Annotated in this window: 14 protein-coding genes; 5 read left to right on the top strand and 9 right to left on the bottom strand. The window is 67.0% G+C overall.

From position 1 onward, the window contains the following. Window positions 1-159: 159 nt before the first annotated feature. Together rlmH and rsfS are read right to left on the bottom strand one after the other, a co-directional pair. Window positions 160-627, bottom strand: coding sequence for a 23S rRNA (pseudouridine(1915)-N(3))-methyltransferase RlmH (gene rlmH, locus FIU66_RS01720; protein ID WP_167621099.1), 468 nt, complete (start codon window positions 625-627; stop codon window positions 160-162). 13 nt (window positions 628-640) lie between these two features. Then, window positions 641-1,006 carry a ribosome silencing factor gene (gene rsfS / locus FIU66_RS01715; protein ID WP_167623345.1) on the bottom strand — a complete coding sequence of 122 codons (366 nt, stop codon included), beginning with the start codon at window positions 1,004-1,006 and terminating at the stop codon, window positions 641-643. Between the two features lie 444 nt (window positions 1,007-1,450). On the opposite strand from rsfS, the gene leuC reads away from it, so the two are divergent. Next, the gene (leuC, locus tag FIU66_RS01710; RefSeq protein WP_167621098.1) at window positions 1,451-2,887 is read left to right on the top strand and encodes a 3-isopropylmalate dehydratase large subunit; all 1,437 of its coding nucleotides are present in this window, start codon (window positions 1,451-1,453) and stop codon (window positions 2,885-2,887) included. Between the two features lie 40 nt (window positions 2,888-2,927). Here leuC and FIU66_RS01705 read toward each other — a convergent pair whose 3' ends face one another. Further along, entirely contained in the window at window positions 2,928-3,530 is a 603-nt protein-coding gene (locus tag FIU66_RS01705; protein WP_167621097.1) for a hypothetical protein, read from the bottom strand. Between the two features lie 71 nt (window positions 3,531-3,601). On the opposite strand from FIU66_RS01705, the gene leuD reads away from it, so the two are divergent. Further along, window positions 3,602-4,207: a 3-isopropylmalate dehydratase small subunit gene (gene leuD / locus FIU66_RS01700; protein WP_167621096.1), complete on the top strand. Its 606-nt coding sequence runs from the start codon at window positions 3,602-3,604 to the stop codon at window positions 4,205-4,207. 95 nt (window positions 4,208-4,302) lie between these two features. On the opposite strand, the gene FIU66_RS01695 is transcribed toward leuD, so the two are convergent. From FIU66_RS01695 to FIU66_RS01675, 5 genes are all read right to left on the bottom strand, one after another. After that, complete coding sequence (locus tag FIU66_RS01695; RefSeq protein WP_167621095.1) at window positions 4,303-5,409, bottom strand: site-specific DNA-methyltransferase; 1,107 nt, start codon at window positions 5,407-5,409, stop codon at window positions 4,303-4,305. 116 nt (window positions 5,410-5,525) lie between these two features. Continuing rightward, window positions 5,526-6,158, bottom strand: a complete 633-nt coding sequence (locus FIU66_RS01690) for a ribonuclease HII (protein ID WP_167621094.1) — start codon at window positions 6,156-6,158, stop codon at window positions 5,526-5,528. Further along, complete coding sequence (locus FIU66_RS01685) at window positions 6,155-6,634, bottom strand: ureidoglycolate lyase (protein WP_167621093.1); 480 nt, start codon at window positions 6,632-6,634, stop codon at window positions 6,155-6,157. The genes FIU66_RS01690 and FIU66_RS01685 overlap by 4 nt, the downstream gene beginning before the upstream one ends. 22 nt (window positions 6,635-6,656) lie before the next feature. After that, the gene (locus FIU66_RS01680) at window positions 6,657-8,366 is read right to left on the bottom strand and encodes a glycosyl transferase family 90 (RefSeq protein ID WP_167621092.1); all 1,710 of its coding nucleotides are present in this window, start codon (window positions 8,364-8,366) and stop codon (window positions 6,657-6,659) included. Continuing rightward, window positions 8,363-9,568, bottom strand: a complete 1,206-nt coding sequence (locus FIU66_RS01675) for an MFS transporter (protein ID WP_167621091.1) — start codon at window positions 9,566-9,568, stop codon at window positions 8,363-8,365. Before FIU66_RS01675 ends, FIU66_RS01680 begins: the two co-directional genes overlap by 4 nt. 199 nt (window positions 9,569-9,767) lie before the next feature. Here FIU66_RS01675 and FIU66_RS01670 point away from each other — a divergent pair, with 199 nt between their 5' ends. Then, on the top strand, window positions 9,768-10,523 hold the full coding sequence (locus FIU66_RS01670) for a GntR family transcriptional regulator (RefSeq protein WP_167621090.1): 756 nt from the start codon (window positions 9,768-9,770) through the stop codon (window positions 10,521-10,523). Here FIU66_RS01670 and FIU66_RS01665 read toward each other — a convergent pair. Continuing rightward, window positions 10,520-11,761, bottom strand: a complete 1,242-nt coding sequence (locus FIU66_RS01665) for a TRAP transporter large permease subunit (RefSeq protein ID WP_167621089.1) — start codon at window positions 11,759-11,761, stop codon at window positions 10,520-10,522. The genes FIU66_RS01670 and FIU66_RS01665 overlap by 4 nt on opposite strands. Before the next feature lie 192 nt (window positions 11,762-11,953). On the opposite strand from FIU66_RS01665, the gene FIU66_RS01660 reads away from it, so the two are divergent. After that, window positions 11,954-13,246 carry a L,D-transpeptidase gene (locus FIU66_RS01660; protein ID WP_167621088.1) on the top strand — a complete coding sequence of 431 codons (1,293 nt, stop codon included), beginning with the start codon at window positions 11,954-11,956 and terminating at the stop codon, window positions 13,244-13,246. Further along, window positions 13,243-14,070 (top strand): extensin family protein, encoded by an 828-nt coding sequence (locus FIU66_RS01655; protein WP_167621087.1) that lies wholly within the window; start codon window positions 13,243-13,245, stop codon window positions 14,068-14,070. The genes FIU66_RS01660 and FIU66_RS01655 overlap by 4 nt, the downstream gene beginning before the upstream one ends. Window position 14,071: the final 1 nt, after the last annotated feature.

Raw genomic sequence — 14,071 nt, 5'->3', positions numbered from 1 at the left:
TGCGGCGCCCCAGCGGCAACCGCAAGGCCGGGGGCCAGCCCCCGGACCCCCGGGATATTTGCACCAAGATGAAGGCCCGCCGCTTCACCTTTGCGCAAGGATCCTCGGGGGAGTCGCCGCAGGAGATGGGGGCAGACAGCCCCCGCCCCACTTTTCCCTTCATTCCCGGTGATAGGGGGATCCGGCCAGGATCGTGGACGCGCGGTAAAGCTGTTCGGCCAGCATCACACGCACCAGCATATGCGGCCAGACCATGCGGCCGAGGCTGATCTGCCAATCTGCCCGCGCCCGCAGCGACGGGTCGATCCCGTCCGCGCCGCCGATCACGAAGCAGAGATCGCGCGCCCCGTCCCGGTAAGCCGCCAGCCGCCGCGCGAACTCGGGCGAGGTGGGCTGGTCACCGCGTTCGTCCATGCAGACCAGTGCCGCCCCCGGAGGGATGGCGCGGCCCAGCAGTTCGGCCTCGGCAGCCATGCCGCCGCCGCGCTTGTCCTCGACTTCGGTGAGGGTGATGGAGGGAAGGCCAAGGCTGCGGCCGGCCTTGGCGAATCGGTCCAGGTAATCGGCCACCATCGCGGCCTCTGGACCCTTGCGCAGCCGCCCGACGGCGGCGATGTCGATGCGCATGAACCCGCCCGGCTTAATGCGCGGGGCGGGCCTGGTCGCGGACGCGGCTGAGGGCGTCGGCGGGCATCCACATCTTCTCCAGCTGGTAGAACTCTCGGACCTCGGGGCGGAAGACGTGGACGATCACGTCGTCCGTGTCGATCAGCACCCAGTCGCCGGTGTCCTTGCCCTCGATGCGGGGGGTGCGGCCGGTCAGCTGCTTGATGCGGTCAGCAAGCTTTTCGGCGATGGCGCCCACCTGGCGGGAACTGCGGCCCGATGCGATCACCATGTGATCCGCCATGGCCGACCGTCCACGCAGGTCGATCGTGACGATGTCCTCGGCCTTGTCGTCGTCAAGCGAGGACAGGACGCGGGCAAGGATCTGGTCGCTGGTCAGATCATGCCCGGCGGCGGCGGTCGCTGCCGGCCCCGTGGCCGGCGAGACGTCTTGTGACAGGGTTGTATCCTCCGGTCAGCGCGCCGATCGCCCCCGGCGCAGGGGATGGATCAAAGATAGCAACTTTTCGGACCATCTCAATGTTCCCGGCCCGATTCCGCTTTCTGGGATGTGCGATGGGACGCTTTGGACCGCCCCGACCGCGATGGCAAGGCGGAACAGGGCCGCCGGTGCCGCGGCTCAAGAATATTGCGTGGCGCGGGAAAGCGGCCTAGAACATCGGCCATGTCCGGGTTCATCTATTTCGACATCCATGACCGCGCGCGCCTGCCTTCGCGGTTCTTTGGCGAAACGCGCGGCGTGACGGCGCGACTGTGACGGGCTGCGGTCCTGCCGCAGCCGATCCGTCCGCCACGATCCCATCACAGCCGAAAGCCATTAGCCATGACCCTTGAGCCCAAATCCGCCTCCGCGCGGACGCTTTATGACAAGATCTGGGACGCCCATGTCGTCGACCGCCAGGATGACGGCACCTGCCTTCTGTATATCGACCGCCACCTGGTCCACGAGGTGACCAGCCCGCAGGCCTTCGAAGGGCTGCGCATGACCGGCCGCACCGTCCGCGCCCCCGAGCGCACGATTGCCGTGCCCGATCATAACGTTCCCACCACCTGGGACCGCGAGAAAGGCATCGACAACGAGGAATCGCGCATCCAGGTCGACGCGCTTGACCGCAATGCGCGCGAGTTCGGCGTGGTCTACTACCCCGTCAACGACATCCGCCAGGGCATCGTGCATATCGTCGGCCCCGAACAGGGCTGGACCCTGCCCGGCATGACCGTTGTCTGCGGCGACAGCCATACCGCGACGCACGGCGCCTTCGGGGCGCTTGCCCACGGCATCGGCACCAGCGAGGTCGAGCATGTGCTGGCCACCCAGACGCTGATCCAGAAGAAGTCGAAGAACATGAAGGTCGAGGTGACCGGCCGGCTGGCCCCCGGCGTCACCGCCAAGGACGTGGTGCTGGCGATCATCGGCAAGACCGGCACCGGCGGCGGCACCGGCCATGTCATCGAATACTGCGGCGAGGCGATCCGCAACCTGTCGATGGAAGGCCGCATGACCATCTGCAACATGGCGATCGAGGGCGGCGCCCGCGCGGGCTTGATCGCGCCCGACCAGACCACCTTCGATTACGTCAAGGGCCGCCCCCATGCGCCCAAGGGCGCCCAATGGGAAGCGGCGGTTGCCTGGTGGAAGACGCTGTTTTCCGACGACGACGCCCATTGGGACAAGGTCGTAACCCTTCGCGGCGAGGATATCGCCCCCACCGTCACCTGGGGCACCAGCCCCGAGGACGCGCTGCCCATCACCGCCACCGTCCCCTCCCCCGAGGATTTCACCGGCGGCAAGGTCGAGGCTGCCAGGCGCAGCCTGGACTACATGGGCCTGACGGCTGGCACCCGGCTGACCGACATTGCCATCGACGCGGTCTTTATCGGGTCCTGCACCAATGGCCGGATCGAGGATCTGCGTGCCGCCGCCGACATCCTGCGCGGGCGCAGGCTGGCGCCCGGTGTGCGCGGCATGGTCGTGCCGGGATCCGGCCTTGTCCGCGCCCAGGCCGAAGAAGAAGGCTTGGACGCGGTCTTCAAGGAGGCGGGCTTCGAATGGCGCCTTGCAGGCTGTTCGATGTGCCTGGGCATGAACCCCGACCAGTTGGCCCCCGGCGAACGCTGCGCCGCGACCAGCAACCGCAACTTCGAAGGCCGCCAGGGCTACAAGGGCCGCACCCATCTGATGTCGCCAGCGATGGCGGCGGCGGCGGGCGTGGCCGGGCATCTGGTCGACGTGCGGGAGTTGTCGCGGGAACTGGCCTGACATGGCCAGCCCCTGCATGGCGGGGCGCCGGTTGACCCGATCAGCCGGCCCGCGCGGCCGGACTGCGCCGGGACGGAACGCGCTTGCGCGCCAAAAGCCAGGTTGCGTTGACGGCGATCAGGACCAGCCCGGCATTCTCGAACAGGAAATTGTTCGTCACGCCGAAGTTCGTCGTGCCGATCAGGCGGTCGAAATGGTGGAAGCTCAGGGCGCGGACCAGCACGAAGCAAAGCACGAGGGTCAGGCCGATCGCAGCCAGCAGGTTGTAACGAAGCCTGCCCCACAGGCTGGCGGTCATGCTGACCAGCAGCACAAGCGCAGCGGCAACCACCGCGCCGATGAACAGCACCTGCATCACCCGGCGCTGGTCATACCAGCCCTGCGCGCGGGCAAGGCATTTTCCCGCCGCCGTGACCGCCGATTGCAGATCCAGTTGCTTGTTGACCGCCAAAGCCGCCAGCAGCAGCGACAGGACCAGCCAGAAGACACGCCCGCGTTGGCCCTTCAGCCGCCGCCACACGGCCAGGGCCAGCAGCGTGCAGGCCGCATAGGCCAGCACCGTCAGCCAGCCGGTCAGCCCCGGATCACCGATCTGGGGCGACCACCGCTGCAGCACGCAGCCCTGCAATTCACTTACCGTCACGCCAACATTCTCCCCTGCCGGACGCGGGCACAGTAGCCCGGGGCAAGGGAAAGCAGAAGCCAAGAGGACACATGGACAAGTTCACAACCCTGACCGGCATCGCGGCACCCATGCCGCTGGTCAACATCGACACCGACATGATCATCCCCAAGCAGTTCCTGAAGACGATCCAGCGGTCAGGGCTGGGGGTGAACCTGTTCGACGAGATGCGCTATGACCGAGACGGCAACGAGATCCCCGATTTCGTGCTGAACCAGCCTGCCTACAGGCAGGCCCAGATCATCGTGGCCGGGGACAACTTCGGCTGCGGATCCTCGCGCGAACATGCGCCCTGGGCGCTGCTGGACTTCGGGATACGCTGCGTGATCTCGACCAGCTTTGCCGACATCTTCTTCAACAACTGCTTCAAGAACGGCATCCTGCCCATTGTCCTGCCGCAGGACGCCGTGGACGTGCTGATGGAAGATGCGCGCAAGGGCGCCAATGCCCGCATGACGGTGGATCTGGAAAACCAGACCGTCACCTCATCGGACGGGGTGGTCTTCAGCTTCGAGATGGACCCGTTCCGCAAGCATTGCCTGCTGCACGGGCTGGACGACATCGGCCTGACCATGGAAAAGGCGCCGCGCATCGAAAGCTTCGAAACGCAGATGGCGCAGGCCCGGCCCTGGGTCTGAGCACGCCGCGGTGAAAAAAGCCCCGCCAGCAATCGTGGCGGGGCTAGGCGGTTCTCCCCTGGCGGCAGCCGGGGGAACCAGGCGAACCATGGATTTCAGTTCGGGCGGGAAACCTCGCCTTCCATCTCGGCGCGGATCTGCTGGCGCAGGATGTCGATGGGGATCATCCGGCCTTCGCGGCGGTAATGCCAATATGTCCAGCCATTGCAGGATGGCGCGCCTTCCAGGGCGGCGCCGACCTGGTGGATCGATCCCTTCACGTCATTGCCGATCAGGCTGCCGTCGGCGCGGACCTTGGCCTTGTGGCGGTTGTTCATCGAATAAAGCTCCTCGCCCGGGCGCAGCATCCCGCGCTCGATCACCTGGCCGAAGGGGATGCGCGGTTCGGACCGCTTGGCGCGGGTGGTGGCCAAGGCATCGGCATCCAGGCGGCGGATGCGGCTGATGCGGCGTTCGGCCACGGTGCGATAGGCTTCCTCGCGCTCGATCCCGATGAAGTCGCGGCCCAGCATCTTGGCGACCGCGCCGGTGGTGCCGGTGCCAAAGAACGGGTCCAGCACCACGTCGCCGGGATTGGTCGTGCCGATGATGACGCGGTGCAGCAGCGCCTCGGGCTTTTGGGTCGGATGGGCCTTGTCGCCCGCCGCGTCCTTCAGGCGTTCCCCGCCGTTGCAGATCGGGATCACCCAGTCCGACCGCATCTGCGTGCCTTCGTTCAGCGACTTCAGCGCCTCGTAGTTGAAGGTGTATTTGGACGATTCCGATTTAGCGGCCCAGATCAGCGTTTCATGCGCGTTGGTCAGCCGCTTGCCGCGAAAGTTCGGCATGGGGTTCGACTTGCGCCAGATCACGTCGTTCATGATCCAAAAGCCCTGGTTCTGGATCTCGGCCCCCACGCGGAAGATGTTGTGATAGCTGCCGACAACCCAGATCGCGCCGTTGGGCTTCAGCAACCGGCGCGCGGCAGCCAGCCAGTCGCGGGTAAAGGCGTCATAGCTGGCGAAGCTGGAAAACTGGTCCCAGTGATCGTCCACCGCATCGACCTTGGAATTGTCGGGCCGGTGCAGGTCGCCCCGCAATTGCAGGTTATAGGGCGGGTCGGCAAAGATCAGGTCCACGCTGGCTTCGGGAAGCGCGTTCATCACCGCGATACAATCGCCGGCCAGAATCTGGTTCAGGGGTAACGGTCGCGCGGCTGCCATGCGCTGATCCTTGGTCTTTATCATCTTCGCCTCAGGGGGGATTTGCCGGCTTTTTGCCGGTCTGGTATCCGCACAAGATGATTCAGACCCGAATCGGCGTCAATTTCTTTTTTGAATCAACAGCTTGCCTCTAGGGCTTTACACAAGATGTTGTGGACTGGCTGGAACGAACGCCTATGATAGGGGGTGACGCCCAAATCTAGCAGGGCCTGCTTGTGCGCGGGTGTCCCGTATCCTGCATTTGATTCCCAGCCGTATCCGGGATGTTGTTGCGCCAAATCCACCATCAGGCGGTCGCGCGCCACCTTGGCCAGGATCGAGGCGGCGGCAATCGTCACGCAACGCGCGTCGCCTGCGACGATTGCCTCGCCCGGGCAGGACAGGTCGCGGGGCACGCGGTTCCCGTCCACAAGCACCATGCAAGGCCGGGTGCGCAGACCGGCGACCGCCTTGCACATCGCCAGATGCGAGGCATGGTAGATGTTCAGGCGGTCGATCTCGTCGACGCCGATGTGGATGACGCAATGGTCGCAGTTGGCGGCCAGCCATTCCGCCAGGGTCTCGCGCCGCTTGGCCGTCAGTTTCTTTGAATCGTTCAGCCCGTCGGGGATGTTGTCCGGGTCCAGCACCACGGCGGCGGCGGTGACGGGACCGGCCAAGGGACCGCGGCCGACCTCGTCCACGCCGGCCACATGTCGGGCGCCGCGCGACAGGGCGGCCAGTTCAAGGCTGAAATCGGGCAGAATCATGGGGTGATGGTTACAGGGGCGATGGTGACCTCTTCAAGGTTCACGCCTTCGCCTTCGCGGTCCACGACCAGGAAATCGGTGGGCCTGTCCAGCGGCGTCAGCACGCCATGCCAAACGCCCGCCCGCAGGTTCACGCCCATGCCGGCAGGCACAAGGAAAGCGCGCGGCGCGCCGGGCCTGCCGCCTTCGTCCGGGGCCACGACCGACAGCCAGGCATCCGGCCCCAGCGGCATGAAGGCCTGGCTGCCCAGCGGGTGGCGTTCCAGCAGCGTGCAGTCATAGGGCAGGCTGACCGCTTTCGACCGGAAGATCGAGATGATCGCCTCGCCCCCTGCGCGTTCCACCGTGGCAAGCGCGTGGTGGCGTTCGCAGCGGCCCGCGTTGATCATGCGGTCCGGCGTGGCGCGGGGTGTCAGCAGATCGCCGAAGGGGGCGAAGGCTTCGGCGGTGATGGGTTCGATGCGGATGGTGGTCATGGCTTCCTCCTGCACGCAAGACTTAGCCTGCGGCGGCCAGCCCGTCGAGGATGCGGGCCATGATCGCCCGTCGCGTGGCAGGCTTGCGCAGCAGCGCGGCTTCATGGCGCGCGGCGGCGGACATGGCCTTGCATTGCTGGGGATTTCTGCGCGCCCAAGCCAGCTTTTTGTCGATGTCGCCGCAATAGCGTTCCAGCGGGATATAGTGTTTCCACGGCTGGAAGCGGCCGGAATAGAATACCTCCCACCCGTCTTCCTCGGCCAGCAGCACCGACTGGGCGTCGATCGCGCCCATGAAGTTCGACCCGTGGTCATAGCCCGACAGGCACAGCTGATACCGGAAGCGGTGGAAGAAGGCCCGGTCCTGGCGTGGCGTGCAATAGGGCGCAAGCAGTGGGTCGCGGGCAAAGTCGCGAAAGCGCCATGCCATCACCACCCCCAGGTCGAAGTCGGGATGCCCCCACCACTGCCGCACGAAGGCCAGCCGGTTGGTGTTGCACAGCCGGTCCCAGGCGGCCTGCCGCCGTTCCGGGTCGTCGCCCGCCGCTGCCAAGTCCCGCAGGATCGCGTGCGAGGCCGCGCGCGGCCTGATGCCGCCCGTCATCTCACTGCCCGAGATCATGCCGCGCCAGACGACCTGGTCCAGCTTCTCCTCCCACGGGACCGGGTCGGGGGCGGCATCGGGATCGAAGCCCGGCAGTCCGATGCTGTGCTGGTCGGGCAGCGGCCACAGGACTGCGTTCCGTGCACCCGCCCTGCGGTTGTGGCACAATGTCGGCGCGGCCAGCGGCTGGCCCTGGGGGCTGCCGAACCAGCGGGAATCCTCCATGTCAATGCGCAGGGGCATGGCGCGGCCTAGGCGCAGGGCGTCGTTGACGACGCCTTCGGCCCGGATCAGCTTGAAATGCCGGTCGGGGGCCGAAACCGCGCCCGTTCCCGGCAGGACGCAGATGCGGCGACGGCTGCCGTGGCGGTTGGCAATGGTCGCATCGCCATCCCAGGTGGAAAAATATTCCGAAACCTCGGCATCCCCTCCCTCCCCCGGCCCCATGCCCCGCAGGCAAAAGGACGCCACATCCCTAACATAGTCCTGATCGATTTTCTCGGCAGGGGGCTGGGCCAGCAAGGAGAGCAAGTCTGCAGGCGCCGGACGCGTGGGGGGAAACCAGGCCTGTTGGTCACCCGGATCGTCCAGCCGAAGCAGGGGCGCCAACCGCCTGGCAAGATCGGCCGGGATTTCCTTGTCCAGATCGACGCGGATCAGCCGGGGATCCGTGCCGAAGAAGGCATCGACGGCGGCCAGGTGGGCGTGCCAGTCAGCCTCCCACAGGTCGGGCAGGTCGGCGGTGGTGCAGCCGCGATGATGGGCATAGCAACGCGCCACTGCGCCGCCATCGCCCGTCAGGCGGTCGAGGATCCAGCTTTCGGGATCGCGCAGTGCCAGGATGAAGCGCGCCTGCGGGAAACGGTCCGCCAGCCAGCCGAACTGCCGCCACGCTTCCAGCGGCGGACGCCAATGGGGGGCGTGGCGGTAAAGACCCGAAAACAGCACCGCATCAGGCCAGGGCTGAAGCGGATCGCAGCCTGAGGCGCGGGCGAACAGGATGTCCTCGGCCAGCCGCCCGTTGTCATGGCAGACGGCGGCATGGCCGTTGCGGCGGAACAGCCGGGCGAGGCGCGCATCTCCACAGCCGTCGGGGCTGATGTGGAAGAACAGCGGCCCTTCGGTCATCCGCCGATCAGGCGACCGGGCCGCGGCAGGAAGATCGTCAGGATGCCGAGGATCGGCAGGAACGAGCAGAGCAGGAACACCGTCTCGATCCCCCGCGCGTCTGCCAGCACGCCAAGGGCGGCGGCGGCGATGCCGCCCATGCCGAAGGAAAAGCCGAAGAACAGGCCAGCGATCGTGCCGGTGCGGCCCGGCACCAGTTCCTGGGCGAAGACCACGATGGCCGGGAAGGCCGATGCCAGGATCAGCCCGATGAGGACCGCCAGGATCCCGGTTGCCGCCAGCCCCACATGGGGCAGCAGCAGCGTGAAGGGCAGGACGCCCAGGATGGAAAACCAGATGACCCGCAAGGGCCCGATCCGGTCGCCCACGATGCCGCCCAGGATCACGCCCCCGGCCATGCCGCCCAGGAACAGGAACAGCATGATCTGCGCGCCCTGCGGGCCCAGGCCGAACTTCTCGATGGTGAAGAAGGTGAAATAGCTGCTCATCGAGGCGGTGTAGATGTTCTTGGTGAAGGTCAGGACCGCAAGCACGGCAATGGCCCGGATCACCAGGTTGCGCGGGTAACGCAGGGTGGTGTCGGGCCGCGCAGTTGCGGCGCGGCGGCGGCCTTCGGCCCAGCTGCCCACATGCCACAGCAGCGCCCCGCCCAGGGCTGCGGCCACGGCGAACCAGGCGACCGCCGGGCGACCCAGCGGCACGACGATAAAGGCCGCCAGCAGCGGGCCCAGCGACTGCCCGAAATTGCCGCCCATCTGGAACAGCGACTGCGCCGTCCCGAAGCGCCCGCCGGATGCCAGCCTCGCCACGCGCGAGCTTTCGGGATGGAACACCGCCGAGCCGACACCGATCAGCATCGCCCCGGCCAGCAGCATCCCGTAATGATGCGCGAATGCCAGAAGCAGCACCCCGCAAAAGGTCGAGCCCATGCCGAAGGGCAGCGAACGGGGCTGCGGGTGCCTGTCTGTCGCCATCCCGATCAGCGGTTGCAGCAGCGATGCCGTGACCTGGAAGGCGAAGGTCATCACCCCGATCTGGGCATAGGTCAGCGAGAACTCGACCTGCAGCAGCGGATAGATCGCGGCCAGCATCGACTGCATCACGTCGTTGACCATGTGGCACAGGCTGATCGCCGTCAGGATGCCCCAGGCCGTGCCGGTCGCAAGTGTCGGATTGGCTGTCGGGACTTCCGCGCGCATCATGACCCCCCGCGTATCTGCATATGATGCAATACCAGCCGCAACGGCGGGCGCAAGCGGATGCAGGCCCGGTTCTGCGTCGATCTGCGGCAAAACAACGCGGATCCGGCAGATTTCGCCGACTGACGATTTGGACAGCTTCCCTTACCGGGGACCAGACCCGACATTGGGAAGGATTGTGTTTCGAGTAACAAAGTTAACTATGGCAAAGATTCCCGGCAACCTCGTCCGGTCGCTGCGTGCTTCGGGCGCGGCGGGGGGCGGAAGACGCATGAACACCTGGCAGTCCGTCAGGGCTGACGTGCTCGACCGGATCCGGTCCCGCGAATGGCCGCCCGGCGAACTGATTCCGACCGAACAGGAACTTGCGCGAAGCCTGGGCTGCGCACGGGCGACCGTGAACCGCGCCCTGCGCGAATTGGCCGACAGCGGCATCATCGAGCGCAGGCGCAAGGTCGGCACCCGTGTTGCGGCGACTTCGGCCCGCAAGACGGTCCTGGACATGCCGGCCGTGCGGACCGAGATCGAGGGGATAGGCGCGGCCTATTCCTATGAACTGACGGGCTTCGGGTCGCAGCTTCCGACGCCCCTGGCCGCACGCGCGCTTCAGGTTCCCCCCACGCAGCCGCTGCTGCTGATCAAGGCCAAGTATGCAGCCGACGGCGTTCCGCATTGCTGCGAGGCGATCTGGCTTAACCCTGCGCTGTTGCCAGCCATGACCCGTGACGATGTCGAAGGGCAGTCCGCGCATGAATGGCTGGCCGCGAAGGTGGCCCTGACGCATGGACGGTTCTCGATCCTGGCAGATGCCGCCACGGGCGATTGCGCACGCAATCTCAGCATCGCCGAAGGCACGGCGGTGCTGACCATCGAACGCACGAATTGGTCCGACACGACCCCTGTTTCCTTTGCGCGCCAGTTCTATCCGCCGCAGCACCGCCTTGTATCCGAGGACTAGGCCAGCGCCGGGAACATCACCAGGGCGGTCAGGACCAGAAGGTCCAGGAACAGGAACCGGCCAAGACCCGCGAAAACCGCCTGGGGATGGATGCGGGCGGCCGTCGCGACAACCACCGCGTTCAGCCCCAGGGGCGGCAGGATCAAAGCAATCTCGACCAGCTTGATCAGCACGATGCCGGACCAGACCGGCCCCGGCCCATGCGCCGCGCCGATCCCCAGGGCAAAGGGCAGCGCCAGGATCAGGATCAGCGCCGGTTCGGCCAGAAGGCCCAGGACAATGCAAGCCAGGCCCAGCAGCATGACCGCGACCAGCAGGGGCAAGGCGCCTGCCTCCACCGCCAGCATCCCCGGCAGTCCCGACAGATCCATGGCCGTAAGGACCAGGCGCGCGCCTGCCAGCATCAGCAGGGTGATCGCCGCCTGCAGGATGGAATCGCGCAGCACCGACAGCAGCGTCTCGCCCGTCAGGCGACCATTGCCCAGCGCAAGGGCCAGCATCACCCCGGCGGAAAGACCCAGTGCGGCGACAGGGGACAGAAGCCCGAAGCCGATCCCGCCCAGCAGGATCGCCAGCAGCACCGGCGCAGGCCATGCCGCCTGGACCGCCATGCTGCGCGGCACCTGGAGAATCTGCGCAGGCGGTCCGGCCTCCAGGTCGCGCCGGACCCACCACAGCACCGTTGCAACCATTCCCGCCAACGACAAGGCGGCCGGCAGCAGGGCGCCCATGAACATCTGCGCCAAAGGCGTGCCGGTCAGCAGCGCCCACAGGATCAGCAGCATGGATGGCGGCAGCAGCGCCCCCAGCGTGCTGCCGATCGCCACCGAGGATCCTGCAAGGCGCGGATCATATCCCGCCTGCCCCATCGCTGGCACGGCGATCCGCCCCATCGTGGCCGCACAGGCGACCGAGGATCCGCTGGTCGCGGCAAAGCCCGCGCAGCCAAGGATCGACGCCAAGGCCAGGCCGCCGCGCCGGCCTTGCAGCAGAACCGCCGCGGCGTCATGCAGTTGCGTGGCATAGCCCCCATGGAAGGCAATGTTCCCCAGCAACAGGACCAACGGGACCGCCGCCAGATCGGGGGCCGCCAGCAGGGCCCATAGCTGGTCCGGGATCTGCCCGCCCGCACCCAGGACGGCCAGGCCGATGGCACCGGGCAGGATCAGCGACAGCGCCACGGGCATGTGCAGGGCGACCAGAACGACGACCGCGGCCAGGACGGCAAGCCCCGTCATCTCCATGCGGTGCCCGCCCGGCCTGCCGCCTTGTCTCGCCCCATCCCATGCCCCCGGACCTGCTGCCGAGCCGGCAGGCTAGTGCCGGCCCCAGGCAAACTCAAACTGGAATTGACCGAAATGTGACTGCCGGTCTATCTGGCGATTTCGCGCAAGACCCTGAATGCTGCGCCTATCCCGACGGAGAGTTTCATGCCGCGATTCACCCTTCGAATCCCGCTCGCCCTTGTTCTTGCGGCGCTGTCAGCCGCGCCCGCGGCCGCGCAGACAGACACGCCCTTCACCGCGGCCCAGATCGAGGCCGCGACCTATGACGGGGGCGACCTGCCCAAGGGGCGGTCGGCGCTGACGACAAAGGTGCAGGTCCTTCTGGATCGGTCGGGGATCTCGCCCGGGGTGATCGACGGCTTCAAGGGCGGCATGAGCCAGAGCGCGATCATGGCCTTCGAACGACGCTCGGGTCTGCCCATCGACGGGGTGATGGATCCGCATGTCTGGAACCTTCTGCAATCCTTCGCGGCCCTGCCCGCCACCAAGGACTATACCATCACCGCCGAGGATGCCGAGGGTCTGGTCGATGCGATCCCGACCGATTATGCCGAAAAGGCGAAGATGCCTGCCATGGCCCATACCAGCGTCGCCGAACGCCTGGGCGAGCGGTTCCACATGGACGAGAAGTTCATCGGCTTTCTCAATCCAGGAGTGGATCTGGTGCCCGGCAACACGATCAGGGTCGTCGATACGGGCAGCCGGATGCGCGGCAGCGTCGCCAGGATCCTGGTCGACGTGAACACGCGCCGGGTGGCCGGATATGATTCGAACGGCCGGCTGCTGGTCGATTATCCGGCGACCATCGGATCCTCGGCCACCCCCTCGCCCTCGGGGACGCACAGCGTGAAGACGGTCGCGCTGAACCCCAATTATACCTATGATCCGAAGAAGAACTTTCAGCAGGGCGACAATGACAAGGTGCTGGTGATCCCGCCAGGCCCGAACGCCCCGGTGGGCACGGTCTGGATCGGGCTGTCCAAGCCCACCTACGGGATCCACGGCACGCCTACCCCGTCGCAACTGTTCAGCAACCAGTCGATGGGCTGCGTCCGGCTGACCAACTGGGACGCCGAGGAACTGGCCCGCATGGTCAGCACAGGCAGCACCGTGGTCGAGTTCCTGCCCCAGGGCGTGACCATTGCCCAGGCGACAGGTGCGGCCCCCGCTGCCGCCCCGGCGGAACCGGCCATGCCCGCCGAACCGGCGGCGCCTGCAACAGCCGTGGCCGACCCTGCCCAGACCGCCCCCGCCGCCGCGCCCCTGGATTATACGGACCCCCTGGCCGCCAAACGCGCCCCGGCCGAGCCTGTCTATGAAAACACCTCCGAGGAGGAGGCCGATGCCCTGGCGCCCGCCGTGGATCCCTTGACGGACGCCCTGACCGGCGCCCTGCCCAGCGGATTCGTGGTTCCCCCCGTGGACGAACAACCGTGATCCGCTGGGGGCCGGCCCTGGGCGTCCTGGCCCTGTGCCACCTGGCCCCCGCCCAGGCACAGGACCGCCCGCCGGAGCGGCCGGAAGGGATCGAAACGCAGCCCCTTCCCGCCGCGCCGCCGGCCCGTCCCGAAGTCGAGGACGAGGACGAGACATCGGCGGCGGACGCACCCAAACCACAAGGCGACCCGCCCCCCGAGCAGGCCGAGGCCTTTGGCCCCCCTGTCCCTCCCCGCTGGTTCACCCTGCGCGAAAGCGATGCGGACTATGCTGCCTGCAAGCTCGCGCTGTCCTACCTGGGCGCTGCCTATTCCGAGGAACCTGCCCTTTCCGACCCCCAGGATGCCGACTGCGGCATTTCCCGACCCATCCGGATAGAACGGATCCTGCCGGACCTGACCCTTGAAGGGGGTGCGGTGATGCGCTGCGATACCGCCCGTGCGCTTGGGTTCTGGGCGCGCGACTTCCTGCGCCCGGCATCCGCCATGCTGCCTGGTGCGCCCCGGGTCGTGGCGCTGCAGTTGGGCACCACCTATGACTGCCGCCCGCGCATCGGCACTGGCGCCGAGAAGCCCAAGCTGTCGGAACACGCCCTGGGGAATGCCATCGACATTGCGGCTTTCGTCTTTGACGGACAGGAGCCGCTGGCAATCCAGCCACGCACGGAATCAGGCGATCTGCCCGAGGCGTTCCAGCGCGCCGTTCGTGCGGCGGGGTGCCTGTTCTTCACGACGGTTCTCGGCCCCGGCTCGAACGAGGCCCATGACGACCACCTGCATTTCGATGTCGCGGTCCGGCGTGGTGGTTGGCGGCTTTGCCAGTGAC

It is taken from the genome of Paracoccus sp. AK26 (genome assembly GCF_011801365.1).
GTDB lineage: Bacteria > Pseudomonadota > Alphaproteobacteria > Rhodobacterales > Rhodobacteraceae > Paracoccus > Paracoccus aerius.
Note: the sequence above shows the minus strand (reverse complement) of the source record. Positions and strands in the feature narration are given on the sequence as shown.

Excerpts from the sequence above, each read along its gene's own strand:
- rlmH (WP_167621099.1), bottom strand. The coding sequence starts at position 627 with ATGCGCATCGACATCGCCGCCGTCGGGCGGCTGCGCAAGGGTCCAGAG.
- leuC (WP_167621098.1), top strand. The coding sequence starts at position 1,451 with ATGACCCTTGAGCCCAAATCCGCCTCCGCGCGGACGCTTTATGACAAG.
- leuD (WP_167621096.1), top strand. The coding sequence starts at position 3,602 with ATGGACAAGTTCACAACCCTGACCGGCATCGCGGCACCCATGCCGCTG.
- FIU66_RS01695 (WP_167621095.1), bottom strand. The coding sequence starts at position 5,409 with ATGGCAGCCGCGCGACCGTTACCCCTGAACCAGATTCTGGCCGGCGAT.
- FIU66_RS01690 (WP_167621094.1), bottom strand. The coding sequence starts at position 6,158 with ATGATTCTGCCCGATTTCAGCCTTGAACTGGCCGCCCTGTCGCGCGGC.
- FIU66_RS01685 (WP_167621093.1), bottom strand. The coding sequence starts at position 6,634 with ATGACCACCATCCGCATCGAACCCATCACCGCCGAAGCCTTCGCCCCC.
- FIU66_RS01680 (WP_167621092.1), bottom strand. The coding sequence starts at position 8,366 with ATGACCGAAGGGCCGCTGTTCTTCCACATCAGCCCCGACGGCTGTGGA.
- FIU66_RS01675 (WP_167621091.1), bottom strand. The coding sequence starts at position 9,568 with ATGATGCGCGCGGAAGTCCCGACAGCCAATCCGACACTTGCGACCGGC.
- FIU66_RS01670 (WP_167621090.1), top strand. The coding sequence starts at position 9,768 with ATGGCAAAGATTCCCGGCAACCTCGTCCGGTCGCTGCGTGCTTCGGGC.
- FIU66_RS01665 (WP_167621089.1), bottom strand. The coding sequence starts at position 11,761 with ATGACGGGGCTTGCCGTCCTGGCCGCGGTCGTCGTTCTGGTCGCCCTG.
- FIU66_RS01660 (WP_167621088.1), top strand. The coding sequence starts at position 11,954 with ATGCCGCGATTCACCCTTCGAATCCCGCTCGCCCTTGTTCTTGCGGCG.